This is a genomic window from Blastopirellula retiformator (assembly GCF_007859755.1).
In the GTDB taxonomy this organism is placed as follows: Bacteria; Planctomycetota; Planctomycetia; order Pirellulales; family Pirellulaceae; genus Blastopirellula; species Blastopirellula retiformator.
In genome coordinates, this window is sequence record NZ_SJPF01000002.1 from 375,527 (window position 1) to 391,245 (window position 15,719).

Consider the following 15,719-nt stretch of genomic DNA (forward strand, 5'->3'; position numbering starts at 1 on the left):
TCAGGCCAATCCTTTCCAGCGTCTTAGGCCCCATTCGCCCACGAGCAACCCGACCGCCAATAGGAAAACGCCCCACGTGTGCCAGACCGAATGGATCTTCGGCTCAACGATTGGAATCTCTCGGCCGGGAAGCGTGCTGACGAACGCGTCGAGTCGATCGAGCGAAACGACCTCTCCGCCCGACTTGGCGGCGATCATTTCCAGAAAATCGCGATTCGGCTTTAGCGTGGCGAACTCTTCGCCGGCCGGTTCGGCGACCCAGCCTGTTTCGATTTGTTGAATCTCGCTGCCGTCGGGATTGTAAGCGGTGACCTGTGCGCGATAGGCGCCAGGAGTGCGGGGGACATAGGTCGACGCGTATTGACCCGAGACGGCGTCTTTGGGCTGCGCGGTCAGGGTCAAGGTTTCTTCCTCCGGCGTGCTGATTTCGATGGTGACGTCGGCGTTGTCGAACGGCTTGAAGTTTTCATCGTTCACGGCGACGGTGATTTCGATCGGTCGGGCGCCATTTTGTCGTTTGCGAACCGCTTCCACCTTGACTCGCTGGGGGACGTCGCCGACCAACCACCGAATGGTCTGCCGCCACGCCTTCTCGAGATCCTCGTTGTCGGTCGTCTGCTGGTGCAGTTTCCACCGCCACAAATCGCCCAGCAACATCGCGCCAGCCCGCCCTTTGCCAAATCGCTGCGTTACCAGCACTGGGCGGGTCTGCCCATCGTCCAGCGGCGCGGCCAACAGTTGCGTTGCGCCTGGTTTGAGGGCGCCGACCGAGTTGAGCGACCGTAGCCGGGGCATCTCGGCAAAACGATCTTGTTCCTCTTGTTCGGTCGCCCGGACGCGGATCCATGGTTCCAGCAGACCTTCGCGCGTCATCTGCAGGCCGAACTCTTCCTGCTGCGGCGCGGGTTGGACGCTGGAGAGGTAAACCGGCAAGAGTTCGCCGATTGGCGTCCGATGAAAGTCCCCTTCAGCGAACGACTCCATCCCGCCCAGCATCAGGAAGCCCCCGCCGCGGAGACTGACGAAATCTTGAATCAGCGATTTCTGGTCTTGGGTGAAGAAGTCGGCCTCTAGGTCGTCCAGGATCAGGGCGTGGTATTCGAAAAGCTCGTCGGCCGACTTGGGGAAGCCGCCTGACAGTTCGCCGGGCTCCAGCTTACCAATTCGCAGCAGGACCGCCTCGTCGTATTGCTCGACCTGTTCTTTCTGCGCGTCGTCAGAATTGGTGAAGATGCGATTGGCGTTGGAGTCTTTATCGCGAAACTGAAACTTCGGCTCCCGCTTGGCGATGCGGACCAGGGCGTCCAGCTCGACTTCGTCATCACCGGCCAGCGAACGCTGGAGGAACTTGAATTCCCAGTTCGGTCGCCCTGAAACGTACAGCACCTTATAAGGCCCCTGCCCTCGATCGATGACGGCAAAGCGCTGATTGTTTAGCAAGGTCGCTTCGCTGCTGCTGGCTGGGTCGTCGAGGGTTTTCTCGGCGCCTTTGGCGAACGCCCGAACCTGATAGAACAAAACGCCTCGCTCGGTCGGTTTGACTTGAAATCGAACCGAAAAGAGCTGGCCGTCGCGGACGTCGGTCACGGTCTGCGTTTGCAGCTCCTCTCCCTGCTGGTCCAGCAATTGCACGGTAATCGCTTGGCCGGCGAATCCGGTTCCTTCCAGCTCGGCGGTCAACGTGACTGGCGCGGCCTCAAAATTGGTTTGGCTGGCGGTGACGCGGCGGACGCCAATGTCGGCCGCCGTCCTATCGCTGCCGACAATCACCGGAAAAATCGGCGGGGATTGGCTCCAGTCGATGTTGGCGTCGGAAAAGTCGGTCGCGTTGCCGTCGGTAAAGACGAGAACGCCAGCCAGGGGACGATCTTCGTACCGCTGGGCGACGCTCGTCAGCGAGGTCACCAGCGCCGATTCTTCGCCGTCAGCGGCAAACTGATCGAAGTCGGCCACCGGCGCCAGTTGGCGATCGAACTCGTAACGGCGGATGTCGAACTCTTGACCGAGTCGAATTTGCCAAGGTGCGCTCCGGTCCAGCTCCGCTTTCAGCTTCTCGGCGCGCGTCGTCGATTCGCCCCGGTCGGCAACCTGCAGGCTTTGCGAGCGATCGGCGACGACGGCAAACAAGTTGGCGCCGGGGACCGGTTTCGACTCGCTTCGCATCGGCTCGACCAGGATTGCCGCCAATAGCAACACCGCGGCTGTCTTCAGCAGTGCGCAAGTCGCCTTCAGCCAAAACGGCGCCTTCGCCGCGCTGTAGGCCCACAAGATCAGCAGCAAAAATAGACCGCCAATCACGCAGGCCGGCACGATCCAGCCGCGATCGGCCCAGACGTTGGGCCACTCGAACCAAAATTGTCCGCCGAGCCAGTCGCTCATTCGCTGCTCCCCAGCCGTTCGTAATAGCGACGAACGGCATTCTCATACTGGGCGGGGACCGGATCTTTGTCGATCGGCGTGCGGGCGTCGTCCGAGGTTCGTTTCAGCAACTCTTCGGCTACGCGGTTCTGTAGATTCGACAGCGGCTTGGCCACCTTTCGTTGAATGATGTCCCACTGCGGCTCGGCCGAGGTACCGCGGATCTCGCGGCGAATCTCACGAGCAGCTTCGCGAATACGGGCCGCCTCGGCACGAAGCTCAGGATCATCGACGATCTCCTCGACATCGCGCAGTCGGTCTGACCAATCGACAAAGTCATCGCCGCCAAACGGCGACGTTGGCTGGAACCCGCCCCCTTCCAGAAACTGCTGCAGTCCACCGGCTATGTCAGCTTGCCCACCGCCATGCTGGCCACCTTGTTGCCCCGGTTGTTGCCCCGGTTGTTGCCCCGGTTGCTGACCCGGTTGCTGACCCGGTTGCTGACCCGGTTGCTGACCCGGTTGCTGCTGCGGATTGGGATCTCGGCCTTCGGCGCGGGCGAGTTCGCCTTCCAGATCTTCGTTCAGTTGCTGTAATTCGCCCAGAGCGCGGCGGAGCGTCTCCGTTTCGTTTCCCAGAATCTGGTCGGCCGCTTGCTCGATTCCTTCGGCGAGTTGATCGACGCTCGGGCGGGCTTGCGACTCTTGCCGAACGGCGTCTTCGACGAAGCCGCGCCGCAGCGACGACTCGGCCGCCTCCAGCGCCTGCTCGGGATCGGCGCGGCGGGTGTTGCGAATCGATTCGTACAGCGTCTCGGCCAGCAGCGGCTGCGACGCCTCCGCCTCTTCGATCGTTTCCCGCATTTGATCCATCAGCCGCTCGAGCCGCTGACGCTGCTCGGCGATTTCGGCCTGGGTCTGCTCGCGATCGCCGGCGTCGCGCAGGGAGTTCTCGTCGCCGCCGTCGCCGCTCTGCAACCGCTGCAGCTGTTCGGCCAGTTCCTGCTCTTTTTGGACTAGCTCTTGCGCTTCGTTGCGCATCTGCCGAACTTGCTCTTCAAACTGGCTGGCCGAGCGCTCTTGGAACTCGTTCTGCAGATCGTTCAGATCGCTTTGAGCCCGGGTTCCGGCGCTGGCGGCCTGGGTGACCATTTGCTCCTGCAGCGCTTCGGCCGATTGGCGGATGTTCTCCCGGGCCTCTTCCAGTTGCTGGCGTTGCTCGGCCATTCGCTCTTGGTTCTCGGGCTCTTCCATCCGCTGCTGCAGTTCCTCGGTATCGCGGAGGATCTCTTCCTGTTCTTCGCGCAGTCGCTTCAGCTGGCGCTCGGCCTCGGCCCGCTCTTGTTCGGTCTCGGCCGCTTCGAGGGCGCCTTGCTGCTCCTTGATTCGCTCGTTCAGATCGTTCTGCCGCTGCGCCAGCTCACGCAAGCGATTCAGCACTTGTCGATCTTCCCGAGCCTCCTGCTGTTGTTCGGTCTGAGCCTGCTGCTCGTCGGCATAGCGGTTCTCATCTTCACGAAGTTGCAACTGCTGCAGCTGTTGTTGCGAACGGCTGTTTTGCGACTGCGACGATTGGCTCGATTGCTGCTGGGATTGGTTCGACTCGACCACTTCGTGCTCGCGGGCTCGCAGCCGGAGCAAGTTTTGGTAGGCGGCCTGTTCAAAGCCAAGGGCGGGCTGAAATTCGGGGATGGATGGTCCGGCGGCGGAAGCTTCCAGGGTCGAGATCGCCTGTTGCATCGCTTGTTTGACCCGCTGTAGATGCTCGATCGACTGTGGATCCTGCAGATCTTGTTCCAGTTCTGCGGCCTGGGCGAGCGCCGCCTGTTGCGATTCGACCAACAGTTGGATGTCGGGGGCGAACTGCGAGGTCGGCTGGCTGCGGGTTTCGCGGCGAATCAGCTTCCAGGTGGCGTTGATAATCTGCTTTTGCAGTTCGGCGAGTTCTTCGGCCTGCTCGGCGTTTTGCCCCCCCTGCTGTTGCTGTTGCTGTTGTTGCGAACCGTCGGCCGGCTGCTCGCCTTGACGGAAGATCTCTTCAAACGGACGAACCTCGGCGAAGAAGAGGTCGCTCGACGTGCGGCGAATCTCACCATCGGGACCGATATCTTCCGCCCAGAAGTGCCATGCGAGCAGCTGATCGGGCTCGGCTTCGAGTTCTTCAAACGCCAGCAGATGTTCGGCCTGAATGCGTTCTTTCGTCGGGAACTCTTCGCCCAGCGAAACTTCGCGGTCAAGCTCGTCCGGGATCGAATAGCTGATGCCGACTCGCTTCAAGCCAAAGTCGTCCCACGCCGAAGCGACCAGGTCGACCTCTTCGATCGGCGAAACCTCGATGTCGCGGGTGGGCTGGGCTAGTTTAATGTCAGGCGGCTGGTTGGCGATCATGACGATACGAAACTCGGCCGGATGCTGGTCGGTCCGGCCAGCGTCGTCGGTCAGGCGAAGCGTCAGCTGTCGCGACCGCTCCATCTTGATTGTGGCGACGTAGGTAAGCGGATTATCGTCGTCGGCGACCAGATCGACCGTCTCTTCTCCTTCTTGGGTCGTTTCGACCAGCGTGGCGGAGGCGAGCGGCTTATTAACGTGACAGAAGAACGTGAGCTTCGTCCCTTCGACCGCCGAAACGCGGCGGGTATCTTGCACCAGCTTTTCTTCCTGGCCGGTGTAACTGGGGAAGACGAGCTTGGCGTCGGCCCGCAGCAGTTCGGGATACTCAAAAACGGTGACCTGGTACTCGTCGGAGATCTGGTCGCCAAACGCAACCCGATAATTGACCGATTCGTTGACCGCGGCGATCCGCCCGCCAAAGAGCGGATCGTCGAGCGATTGCGACATCTTGGCGGTATGCTCTTCGCCGCTCTCGTTGGAATAGAGCAGCGTCGCCTCGGGTGGTAAACGATCTTTGAAGCGGGCAAGCACCAGCAGGCTCGAACCGCGCTCGACCTCAGCATCGCCAGGCTCGATCTCGGCCTGATAGGCGGCGCCGCTAAGAACGACGTCGCCAAACTGCAGCTCGGCGTCGGGGCGCTTGGCAAGCAGGTCGGTGTTGCGGAAATGGAGCGCCAGGGCCGCCGTCGCCAAAAGGGCGAAGCCGCAAAAGGCCAGCAGCCGGGCCAGTCCCATCTGGGCCGGCGAGACGACTTGCCGCCAATCATGGGTGCGGGCATGGTCCAGGGCCAGGTTCACAACCGACCGCTGCAAGTAGCCGAGCCCGGCGACCTTGGCCGTTGGGTTCTGCTCGATGGCGGTCAGCAAGGTCGAGTCAAGCTGCGGAAAGCGAGTCTCGATCTGGTGCGCCAAACGGCGTACGTTGCGACCCGACCGCGCGCCGGCGGCAAACGCGATCAGCGACCCGAACAGCGCCAGCAGCAAGGCGAACGGAACCGCGCCTTCAACGGCGACGCCGTACGACGAGCTGACCAGGTACGTCAAGCCGAGTAGTGCGGCGACCGCGAGCAGCGCGATCGCAACGCCGCTCCAGATGCGATAGCTGCGCACCCGGGCCGCGACGATTTGAAGATGTCGACTGAGCTGGCGATCCATCATGCGAGGTCTCCTGCGACCTGAACTGGTTGACGACTGCGGAAGGCGCCCAAGAGCGTTTCGAGTCCTAACAGACCCAACACGGCGACGACCAACCACTTCCAGATTTTTTGGCGGCTTTCCAGCTCCGCATCGCGCAGCTGCCGCATTTGATCCAACTGCGCCGCTTGCGAAGGAGCGACGCCCAGGGGAACGCGAAATTGTTCAAGTTGACCAAGATCGAGCGGCTCGACCTCGCTTTCGGCGTCGGCGACGTTCACCGCAAATTTCATCGCCTGGGTCCCGTCGGTCAGGGTGTAGATGCCGGGAACGGACGTGGCGGTGAAGGTCGTTTCCTCGGCCGCCACTTTGATTGGCTTACCGTCAGGCGTTGTGACGATGCGCTCTTCGCTTGCGACGGGAAGCGGCGCCGGTTGATTCACCACGTACGACTGCTCGGCCAGACCATCGCGGGTCGCTAGCTCCAGCCAGCGCGACAGCAGTGGGATGAACTTGGTCGACAGCGCCAATTGGCTATCGTCACGATTCCAGCCAGAGCTTATCACGTACAGCGTCCCCTCGCCACGTGCGATCGACCAGAGCGCCGGAGAGTTGTCGGTAAACCGGGCAATCACGACTGCGCCATCGTCCTTGTCGAGGTCGACCCGGCGATGTCGCCAAAAGCGGATTTTGGTGAAGTCGTTGTAACGGGCCCCAGCGAACGGGGCCAACAGCGGATGTTGAAAGTCGATCGTACCCAGCAACGCGTACGACTGCGGGCCGCTCGCCTTTGGTTGGGCGCTGGCCGAGGTGACGCCGCCGAGCCAAGAGCCAAGCTGGCCTACCATTTCGTCATTGCGAAGCACGACGAGCGCGTCGCCCCCTGCTTCCAAATAGCGGTCGATACCGGTTTGCTGCGCGGCGGAGAGCGAATCGGCGATCACGGCAAAGCGGGGCTTGGCGTCAAATTCCCAGTTGGGCATCTCGTCGCCGGCGATCGATTCGATATCGACCTTGCGGGCAGGGGTCTCGTCAAAGGCGCGAGTCAAATAGAAGAGCATCTGCTCCGGATCGCTAGCGGCGTCGTCCCCAAAGTAGGCGAGCTTAATCTGCTCTTGGATGGCGGGAACCTGGTAGTAGGTGTCGTCAAAGTCCATGCCGGAACTGTCGCCGCGCAGCTGAACGCGGTCAGGGGCCAAACCTCCCGGTTCGACAGGCACCTCCAGCACCAGGCTTTCGCCCGGGGGAACATAGAACGAGACCGCGCGCGACTGGTCGGTCTGGCCGTCGCTCCAAACGACTTCAAACTGCTCGACGCTCGATCCGGCCGCGTTGCGGACGCGGACTCGCGGCGCCTGATCGACATCGCTCTCGGCCGCGGCGACTAACCGGACGCGGGCGTTACCAACCTCTTCGGGCGCCACCGAGCGAACGTCAACGCGAACCGATTCAGGCCATTCGCTCATTTGCAAGGCGTCGAGCTGTGAGCCTGCCTGCAAGTCGCTGACCAGCAGGATTTGCAGCGCCGCATGGGTTTGTTGCATGTCGTCGGCTGACTGCAGTCGTTCAGCGACGCCCAACAGCGCCCCGCCCAAGTCGCTGGCGCCCCAGGTCGGCTTCAGGGATTGTAGTTGCTCTCGAACCAGTTCGCGACGTTCAGCTCGATCGACGCCGCCGGCCGTTTCGGGGGTAATCAGCATCTCCAGTTTTTCATCGTAGGCGAACAGCGAAACTAAGTCGGTCGACTCCAGCCCATCGAGCGCCTCTTCGACCTTGGCGACCGCGTTGTCCCACAGATCGCCGCGCCGCATGCTGGCGCTGCGATCGATCAGAATCGCGATGTGCCGCTGGGGCGCGTCGTTGAGGGACAACTCCGCCTCGGTACGCAGATAGGGACGCATGAAGGCGAACGCCAGCAGCAAGATCGCCAACGCACGCAAGAGAAGCAGCAACCACTGATCAAGCCGGCTCCGCCGCGTCAATTTGGGGGGCGACGGCTTCAGAAACATCAGCGAACTGAATTCGTAGCGAGCCTTCGGCGTCCGCCGAATCAGATGAAACAGCAGCGGAGCCGCAATCGCCAAAGCGCCAAACAGGAAGGCGCCGGTCAGAAAGCTCATACTGCGCCTCCCGCCGAACCGCGCTGCCGCACTTTCGCGCCGCGACTCATTCGTTCGGTCAACAGGTTAAACAGCATCAACTCCAGCGGCCGCTCGATCGTAATCGTGTGCAGTTCGATCCCCAATTGATTGCAGATCGTTTGCAGGCTGTCGGCATGTTCCCCGAACGAGGCGAGGTATTGCTCGCGGGCTTCACTCGGATCAACGTAGATGTCGCGTCCCGATTCGATGTCGTGGAACATCGCCGCCTGATCAAAGCGAAAGTCGACTTCCCGCGGATCAAGTACCCGCAGGATAACCACCTCATGGCCGCGGGCTCGCAGGTAGCTGAGGTTCTTCTGCAGTGCGCCAATCGGCGTTAACAGGTCTGAGATCAACACGACGACGCCCCGCTTGGCGACCGTAGCGGCGATCTGCTCCAGCGGCTTTTCGATGTCGGTTCCTGTGCCGGCTGGGGCTCGCTCGAGACTCATCATGATGTGATGGATATGACCGGTCCGAAACCGGGGCGGGATCACATCGACAATCGCGTCGTCAAACGTCAGCAGTCCGACGGCGTCGCGTTGTTGCTGCAAAAAGTAAGCGACCGTGGCGGCGGCGGTCTTGGCGTATTCCGCTTTGTTGTAACCGACCGTGCCAAAGTTCATCGAGCGGCTCAGGTCGACCAGCAGATGACAACGAAGATTGGTTTCGTCCTCAAAGCACTTGATAAAGTAGCGATCCGAACGACCATACAGTTTCCAGTCCAGGAACCGCGGGTCATCGCCGGGCGAGTATTGCCGGTACTCGGTGAATTCGACCGAAAAACCATGGTATGGCGAGCGATGCAGTCCCGACAGGAACCCCTCGACGATCGCGCGGGCACGCAGTTCCAGGTTCTTGATGCGCATCAGCGAACCGGGGTCGATCAGCGAGGCGCCTTGCCGTGGATGGCCAGTCGATCTGTTGGCGGCACTGCTCATTACGCCCCCGGAACCGCGATCGTCTTCAACAGCTGATCGACTACCTTTTCGACGGTGATTCCTTCCGCCTCGGCCCGATAGCCGACCAAGATGCGATGCCGCAGCGTGACGTGGGCCAGCGCCTTGACGTCGTCGGCGACCACATGCGGGCGGCCCTGCAGCAGAGCCCGCGCTTTGGCGCCCAACACCAGGTACTGCGCCGCCCGTAGACCCGCGCCCCAGGTGACCCACTGATTGACGAAGTCGGGCGTCGACGGACGTCCTGGACGTGATGCGTCGGCCAGGCGGACGGCGTAGCGAACCAGGTTCTCGGCGATCGGCGCCTTTTTGACCACCTGATGAAAGCGGAGGACGTCTTCGCCGGAGAAGAGTGATTGGATCGGCTGGTTGCTGCGCGAGGTGGTTTGGCTAACGACCGCCACCTCGTCATCTTCCGGCAGATAGTCCATCCAGATGTTAAACATGAACCGGTCGAGCTGCGCTTCCGGCAGCGGGTAGGTTCCTTCCATCTCAATCGGGTTTTGCGTCGCCAGCACGAAGAACGGCTTCTCGAGCGGATAGCGAACGCCGGCGGCGGTCACTTGATGCTCTTGCATCGCTTCCAGGAGCGCGGCTTGCGTCTTGGGAGGCGTGCGGTTGATTTCGTCGGCGAGAATCACGTTGGCGAAGATCGGCCCTTTGGCGAACTGCAGCTTCCGTTTACCGTCGTGCGTCTCTTCCAGGATCTCGGTGCCGGTGATGTCGGCCGGCATCAAGTCAGGCGTAAACTGAATGCGACGGAACTCCAGGTCGAAGATCTGCGAGATCGAGTTGACCAGCAGCGTCTTCGCCAACCCGGGCGCCCCGGTGATCAAACAATGCCCGCCGGCGAACAGGCAAAGGAGCAACTGCTCGATTACCTCTTGCTGGCCGATGACCGCTTTGGAGAGTTCAGAGAAAATCTGCTCGCGCGCGGCGCGAATTTGTTCCACCGCAGCTTCTTCAGCGGCGTACTGGTCGGTTTCGGTACTCACGATACGTGGACTTTCTCGCTGAGGTCAATCGAGGAGGACGCAGGCTCGGAAACGAACGTTTCGCTCAGTGCGTCATCGCGTAGGTGATAATGTTGATTCCGAGAGGATAGGCGAACCGCTCGGAGTACTCTTTGAAGTAGGTCGGATCGACCCCTTCTTCCTCCCAGCCGTCCCCCAGGTCGGTGTTGTGGCAGATGATCGCCATCATGCGGCCCTGATCGTCGAAGATTCCCTTGTAGTGCGGCTCTTTCGCATCGGGACGCTCGCTCAGTCGGCCGCGCATCCAAGAGCCGATGCTGACGATCATCGGCTTTTCCTGCAGGTCGTAAACCAAATGAAAGATTTCATGCTCCAGCGGCAGCTCTTCCGGTTCGCGATCGGGAAAGACCCGCTTGATGTTCTCGTAAAAGTTGGCGTACTCCTGCTCTCCCCAAAAGTCGTCGACCATCAGGAAGCCGCCGTTCAAAAGGTATCGCCGCAGCCCAGCGACTTCTTCGTCGGACAGATACATGTCGCCCGGTTCGACCATGTACAGGAACGGATAGTCCGACAGATTTTCGTCGGTCAGCTCGACGATTACGCTCTCGGGATGAACTTCTATCGACGTCAACTCGCGCAGGCGATGCGGCAAATTTAGATCGCTTTCCGGAAAGTCGACCGCCCACTTGTTGCCCCAGCCGCCATACGAACTGTATTTGACCCGGGCAAAGCGGAAGGCGTCGTGCTGGAAGCGTTCGTCGATTTCCCAATCGTTGCGGACGCCTTGTTCCGGCGCTCTACGATAACCGCGACCGCGACGATTGAAGAAGCCGTTGCCGCCGCTAAACTGCGCCAGCGCAATGCCGCCCAGGACGGCAAAGACGACCATCGCGACGACGATGCGGATGGTGGTTCGATTCCAATTCACTCTTGCGCCTCCTCCGGTTGCGGCTTGGCGGGCATCGGTTCTTCCTTGCTATCGGCCGCTTCTTCCTCGGGCAGCGTTTCGGCCGGCTGGATCAGCGTTAGCAGCAACTGGTGGGCGTCGCGATAGCGGGGAGCTTCGGCGAGGGCGAGCAACACCTGCTTGCGGGCCTCTTCGTCTCGTCCCGCTTCGTGCAGCAGTCGCGCCGCCCGATAGTGGACGTCGGCCGGGTCGAACGGATCCATTTGCGTGAGGATCGTCAGCCCTTCAATCGCAGCGTCGCGATCTCCTGATTTTTCTCCGGCGGTCGCCAACAGCCGATGGGGCTCCGGCTGCAGCGGATTGACGGCCAGCATTCGCCGGGCATTGATCGCGACCTGATCCCAGTTTTCCTGCTCGCCATGCAAATCGGCCAGGCGACGATAGACCGGTAGCGCATCGGCGCTCAACTTGGCCCACTTCTCTAACACGGATAGTTCCTGCTCGGTTTCGCCCAACTCGCGAGAAATTCTCACTTTCATTGGTAGCCCGCTCCCCTCGCCGACGTAATCGGGGGCAAGTTCGATCAGGCGATCAACCGGCGCTTGCGCTTCTTTCCACTTCTCCTCAGTGATCAGCGCCCGGGCATAGCCGCTTAGCCCAGAGAAGCTATCAGGATGATCAGCGAGCCATCTTTCCCAAGCGGCCAAGTCGCCTCCCGACGGCAGCTCTTCCTCGACGAAATCAGCGCCATCGGCAAACGAGTTAGCCTGGGCGCGGATATATTTCTCGAACTCGGCGTCGAACGTTTCGACCGGCCCGGCGTGGCGGGTGATCGCGTCGTTGATCAATAGTCCTTTGCGGAGATCGTCGAGAATCGCCCGGAGCGTCTCGACCCCAAACTTGTCGACCAGAAATTCGACAACCAGCGACGACTCGTAGTAAGCGAACATCAAGTGCTGTGGGCTCTTGGGACGCAGGAACGCGCCGCTTAATTCGCTAACCGGGGTCAGATCGTCGCCCAGGATCATCTCGCGGTACCGAACCGACATCGATTGTCCCCAGGCCGGATCACGGAGCCGTTCTTCGTAGACCGAGATCCCTTCGCTTAGCCAACGGGGCATCTTGTTGTGGGTCTTGGTCAGCGTGACGACATGGCAGAACTCATGCCACAACACCGCTTCCCAGTTGGAAGGAGTACTTCCCTGCGATGCGGGCGAATTCATCGTCACGACGCTGCCAAAGCAAACCCCCAAAAAGCCAGCCCCGCCAGGCAGGCCAAAGGTGCGAATCGCAAAGTCTTGTTGCCGAGGGAAGATCTCAACGGCAACCGTCTCTGGCAGTTCGACGTCGTACTTCTCGCACAAGCCCTGCTTCGCTTCGGCCAACAATTCCAGCACGCGCGGCCCGTAAATTTGCGCCTCTTGGGCGTCCATTCGCACCACGAAACCAGCGCTGGTCAGCGTGCGGTATTTCGACATGTGATCGTGCAGCGTCGCCAGGTTATGGGCGACAACGTTGTAGTTATCGGCGTCGAATACCTCTTCGGCCAGTTTCCAGCCTTCCTCTTCATTGCCTAGGCGGAGCAAGTCGTTGGCCAGCTCCATCTTGGCCGGAAGATAGGACGAATCGAAGTCCAGCGCCCGGCGCTGCGCCGCGGCGCCTTCGGCAAACCGGTAGGACCGCGCCAGGTACTTCCCAATCAGGAAATCAACTTCGGGGTTGTCGGTCCAGTGTTTCAGCGCTTCGCTACGGGCCTTTTTCTCCGCCGCTTCGTCACTTTGCAGATGAGCGATCACGGCGCGAATCGCCCAGGCCTTCGGTTCGGCTGGATTGATCGACAAGATTTTCTGCAGCAGCTTCTCGCACTCGTCGAATCGTTCGGTGTGCAGATGCGATTCGGCCAACATCAAGAGGCCGGGAATGTAGTTCGGATTGATCTCGAGCGCCTTGGACAAATACCCTTCCGCTTTCTCCGAGTCGCTCGACTCAAAAGCGCGGGCCAAGCCGTAGAGTACTTGAGGATTGTCGGAATCGATTTTGATCGCCGCCTGGAAATCTTCGGCAGCCAGCGCATAGTCGTTTTTGGCGAGGGCAAGTTCTCCAGCGACTATGAAACCGCCGGAGAAGCCAGGAGCACGCTGCTGAATCTGCTTGAATAAATTGGTCCGAATCTGTTTGGGATCGGCGCCGATTTCCAGGAAGAACTTGCCGACCACTACCATGTCTTCAGGCGAGCGATAGCGGGCGCTCAAGCGCTCTACCTCGGCGGCGATCTCGGCCAACACTTCCTTCGCTTTGGCGGATTCGCCGTTAAAGCGGCGAACGTCGCGTTCCAACCACCGGAGACGCAGGCTGTAGGTGTTGACCTTCTTCGCTTCTTCGAGCGCCGTCAGAGCATCGGCGTAACGGCCCAGCCTTAGTTGGCTGTGCAAGCGAAGCAGTCGCCACTCTTCGGAGTAGGTTCCATCCTCGATTTCAGCCGTCGCGGCGGTGACGCATTCTTCGTACTGCCCGGTGCGGAAGAGTTCTCGCGCTTCGGCAAGGGTTTCTGCAGCAGCCGTCCGACCGGCAAACAAGACTCCGACTACCACCATCGTCCAGAAAGACGACTGACCCAGAAAAGCGCGTATCCGTATGCGACGATTCCGCAATGCAACCAAAACCGACTCCTTCTCGATTCATTTCACGCCCGCGCGAGATTTCGCCATTGTAGAAGGCGAGATTGGCAATAGACAAGGAATTTTCGCCATAACCTTCGAGGCATTGCGGAAGATAGTTGGCATTGCTGCGCCCGTTCGGCGAACTGGTTCACAGAACGGCCGAAACTACCTCTATCGATGGGAGGCCGAGATTCGAGAAACTTACGGGCCAAGAACCGGCTGAAGGCCGACGCCAAAGCCACGGTCAAGTTCCGCCTGTGCACTTCTGGCCCACGGCGTACCGGGACGCTCGGCGGCGATATGCTCTAAACTGCTGCGAGCCAGCGCGATCTCGGTCGCATGTTTTTCGGCCGAGACAAGTTGCGGCTGCATCACGATTTTCCAACCGCGGATCGGCGCCGCTGGCGCTGCGGCAGGTCCCATTTGCAGCGCTATCGCGAGAAGATCGTGAAACTCGGCGGCGCGAATTCGATAGGTCCGCAGCTGGGCGAGAATCAGGTCGTAGTTGGCTTGCTGGCGAACGCTGTGGGAAGCGTTACGGAGCGGCCTGGCCGCTTCGAGCGTTTGAATCGCTTGGTTGAAGTAGTTGATGTAGGCCCGCATCTTGGCCTGCTCTTGCAGGATCTCGCTCGGCAAGGTTGCCGGATCGCTGGAAAACGTTTGCCGGATCACGGTCGAATTGACGGCAGCGGACTGGTACGGATTTAGTTCCTGGATCACTTGCGACAGGCAAAGCTGAAGCGGGTCGCCCTCTACCTTTTCGGCGATTTCGGCGCGCGATCGCCAGTCGGGTTGATAACGCTCCATTTCCGCAGGATCATAGCCGCCGTATCGCTTGTCGTCGGGCATCATGAAAAAGAGCCCGCCGGTTTCGCGGGTCAGGCGAACTTGCTCGTACGGGCCAAAGCCGCTCAGCAGCGTCTCACTGCGCGCGGCGAAGCCATCGGTCTGCAGCTGTTCGACAAACGCCGTTTCGGGACCACGGTCGTAGGTGGAAACGAGAGTTCCGCCGGTTTGGGGATCGCGAGAAACGGTGTGCGCGAAAGGATAGCCGAACAGCGCTTCTCGCCCCAAGAAATAGACGTGGCAGTCGAGCGCTTTGGCCGAGTCAATCGCCTCTTCCAGGTAACGGCGATTGTCTTCCGGATCGCCGCTTTCGTCGGTAACGACAATCAGGGCGAACTGCCGCTCGGTCTTTTCGACGTACCGCCGGTGCCGCGTGATCGCCTCGTTAACCGCCTGGCAGGTCAGCTCTTTGCCGATCGAATCGACCGGGACCGCTTCGATGGCGCCGTAGATCTTGCTCAGCTTGCTAGTCGGGTTGGCGGTATGCTGGGCATAGTCGCCGCTGTAACTGGCGATGCCGGTCGTCAGGGCGTCTCTTTCGGCAAAACCCGATTTGGCTAGTTCTTGATAGACGCGACCAATCCGAGCGCCAATCATCGCCCGATCATCTTGCATGCTACTCGACTGATCAAACAGCCAGACAACGACGACTTCGCCTCCCTGCAGCAGCCGAATCAGCTCGAGCGTGATTTGATCCATCGCATCGTCATAGTTGCCGACTGAAATATGGCCGGAACCGCGCCCCAGTTGCTGCGACGTTCCGCTGGCGGCGGTTGCCGTGACGGGAGAAGCGGAAACAGATGATGCAGCAGTGGTTTCTACAAGCAGATTTTCCAACTGAGGCGACGTCAGCGATGACGGCGGCGAATCGGATGGGACTAGCGCCTCGACTTCGGCCTGGGCTGCGGGCAGCTCCAGCACCCAGCTTTGCTCCGGTGGGTCAAACGACTCCAATGGCAAGATCTGCCGTTCTTCCATCAGCAGCGCTACGTTGCCGACCTCGCGAGCGGCTGGGACCGCCAGCAGGGCGAGCAAGAGAATCGCCATACCATGGATCACGACCGAAATCAGCAGCGGCCGATGTTGACGTAGCGCTCGCCGACCGTTTCGCTGCGGAGAAGCGGTTTCAGGCTGGTCGGGAGACAGAGCAGCGGGTCGGCGCATTCTTCACTTTCGGAGGAAACATTCAGCATTTTGCGCGGCAAGCGCATCTATTCAGCTTAACCGCGAACGGGACAAAATGCGCGTTTTTCGACATGTTGTGAGGAACGGCGCCTGGCATGAATCTGCGAGATCGAACGAGAAATTTCTGACGCCCAACCAAACCGGGCAACCATAAATTTCGGACCC

The 15,719-nt window shown here is 60.6% G+C and carries 8 protein-coding genes; all 8 read right to left on the reverse strand.

The annotated features are described in order from the left end of the window. Positions 1-2,379, reverse strand: coding sequence for a glutamine amidotransferase (locus Enr8_RS08930; protein ID WP_146430613.1), 2,379 nt, complete (start codon positions 2,377-2,379; stop codon positions 1-3). Then, positions 2,376-5,906: a DUF4175 family protein gene (locus Enr8_RS08935; RefSeq protein WP_146430615.1), complete on the reverse strand. Its 3,531-nt coding sequence runs from the start codon at positions 5,904-5,906 to the stop codon at positions 2,376-2,378. Before Enr8_RS08935 ends, Enr8_RS08930 begins: the two co-directional genes overlap by 4 nt. Beyond that, positions 5,903-8,002: a BatA domain-containing protein gene (locus tag Enr8_RS08940; RefSeq protein WP_146430617.1), complete on the reverse strand. Its 2,100-nt coding sequence runs from the start codon at positions 8,000-8,002 to the stop codon at positions 5,903-5,905. The genes Enr8_RS08935 and Enr8_RS08940 overlap by 4 nt, the downstream gene beginning before the upstream one ends. Further along, a complete protein-coding gene (locus tag Enr8_RS08945; RefSeq protein ID WP_146430619.1) occupies positions 7,999-8,964 on the reverse strand; it encodes a DUF58 domain-containing protein in 966 nt (321 codons plus the stop codon). The genes Enr8_RS08940 and Enr8_RS08945 overlap by 4 nt, the downstream gene beginning before the upstream one ends. Beyond that, entirely contained in the window at positions 8,964-9,977 is a 1,014-nt protein-coding gene (locus Enr8_RS08950) for an AAA family ATPase (RefSeq protein WP_146430621.1), read from the reverse strand. Before Enr8_RS08950 ends, Enr8_RS08945 begins: the two co-directional genes overlap by 1 nt. A gap of 64 nt (positions 9,978-10,041) precedes the next feature. Then, entirely contained in the window at positions 10,042-10,884 is an 843-nt protein-coding gene (locus Enr8_RS08955) for a DUF4159 domain-containing protein (RefSeq protein WP_246120012.1), read from the reverse strand. After that, on the reverse strand, positions 10,881-13,457 hold the full coding sequence (locus Enr8_RS08960; protein ID WP_146430623.1) for a tetratricopeptide repeat protein: 2,577 nt from the start codon (positions 13,455-13,457) through the stop codon (positions 10,881-10,883). The genes Enr8_RS08955 and Enr8_RS08960 overlap by 4 nt, the downstream gene beginning before the upstream one ends. A 267-nt stretch (positions 13,458-13,724) precedes the next feature. Further along, positions 13,725-15,533, reverse strand: a complete 1,809-nt coding sequence (locus Enr8_RS08965; protein ID WP_146430626.1) for a vWA domain-containing protein — start codon at positions 15,531-15,533, stop codon at positions 13,725-13,727. Positions 15,534-15,719 lie beyond the last annotated feature (186 nt).

Excerpts from the sequence above, each read along its gene's own strand:
- Enr8_RS08930 (WP_146430613.1), bottom strand. The coding sequence starts at position 2,379 with ATGAGCGACTGGCTCGGCGGACAATTTTGGTTCGAGTGGCCCAACGTC.
- Enr8_RS08935 (WP_146430615.1), bottom strand. The coding sequence starts at position 5,906 with ATGATGGATCGCCAGCTCAGTCGACATCTTCAAATCGTCGCGGCCCGG.
- Enr8_RS08940 (WP_146430617.1), bottom strand. The coding sequence starts at position 8,002 with ATGAGCTTTCTGACCGGCGCCTTCCTGTTTGGCGCTTTGGCGATTGCG.
- Enr8_RS08945 (WP_146430619.1), bottom strand. The coding sequence starts at position 8,964 with ATGAGCAGTGCCGCCAACAGATCGACTGGCCATCCACGGCAAGGCGCC.
- Enr8_RS08960 (WP_146430623.1), bottom strand. The coding sequence starts at position 13,457 with ATGGTGGTAGTCGGAGTCTTGTTTGCCGGTCGGACGGCTGCTGCAGAA.
- Enr8_RS08965 (WP_146430626.1), bottom strand. The coding sequence starts at position 15,533 with ATGCGCCGACCCGCTGCTCTGTCTCCCGACCAGCCTGAAACCGCTTCT.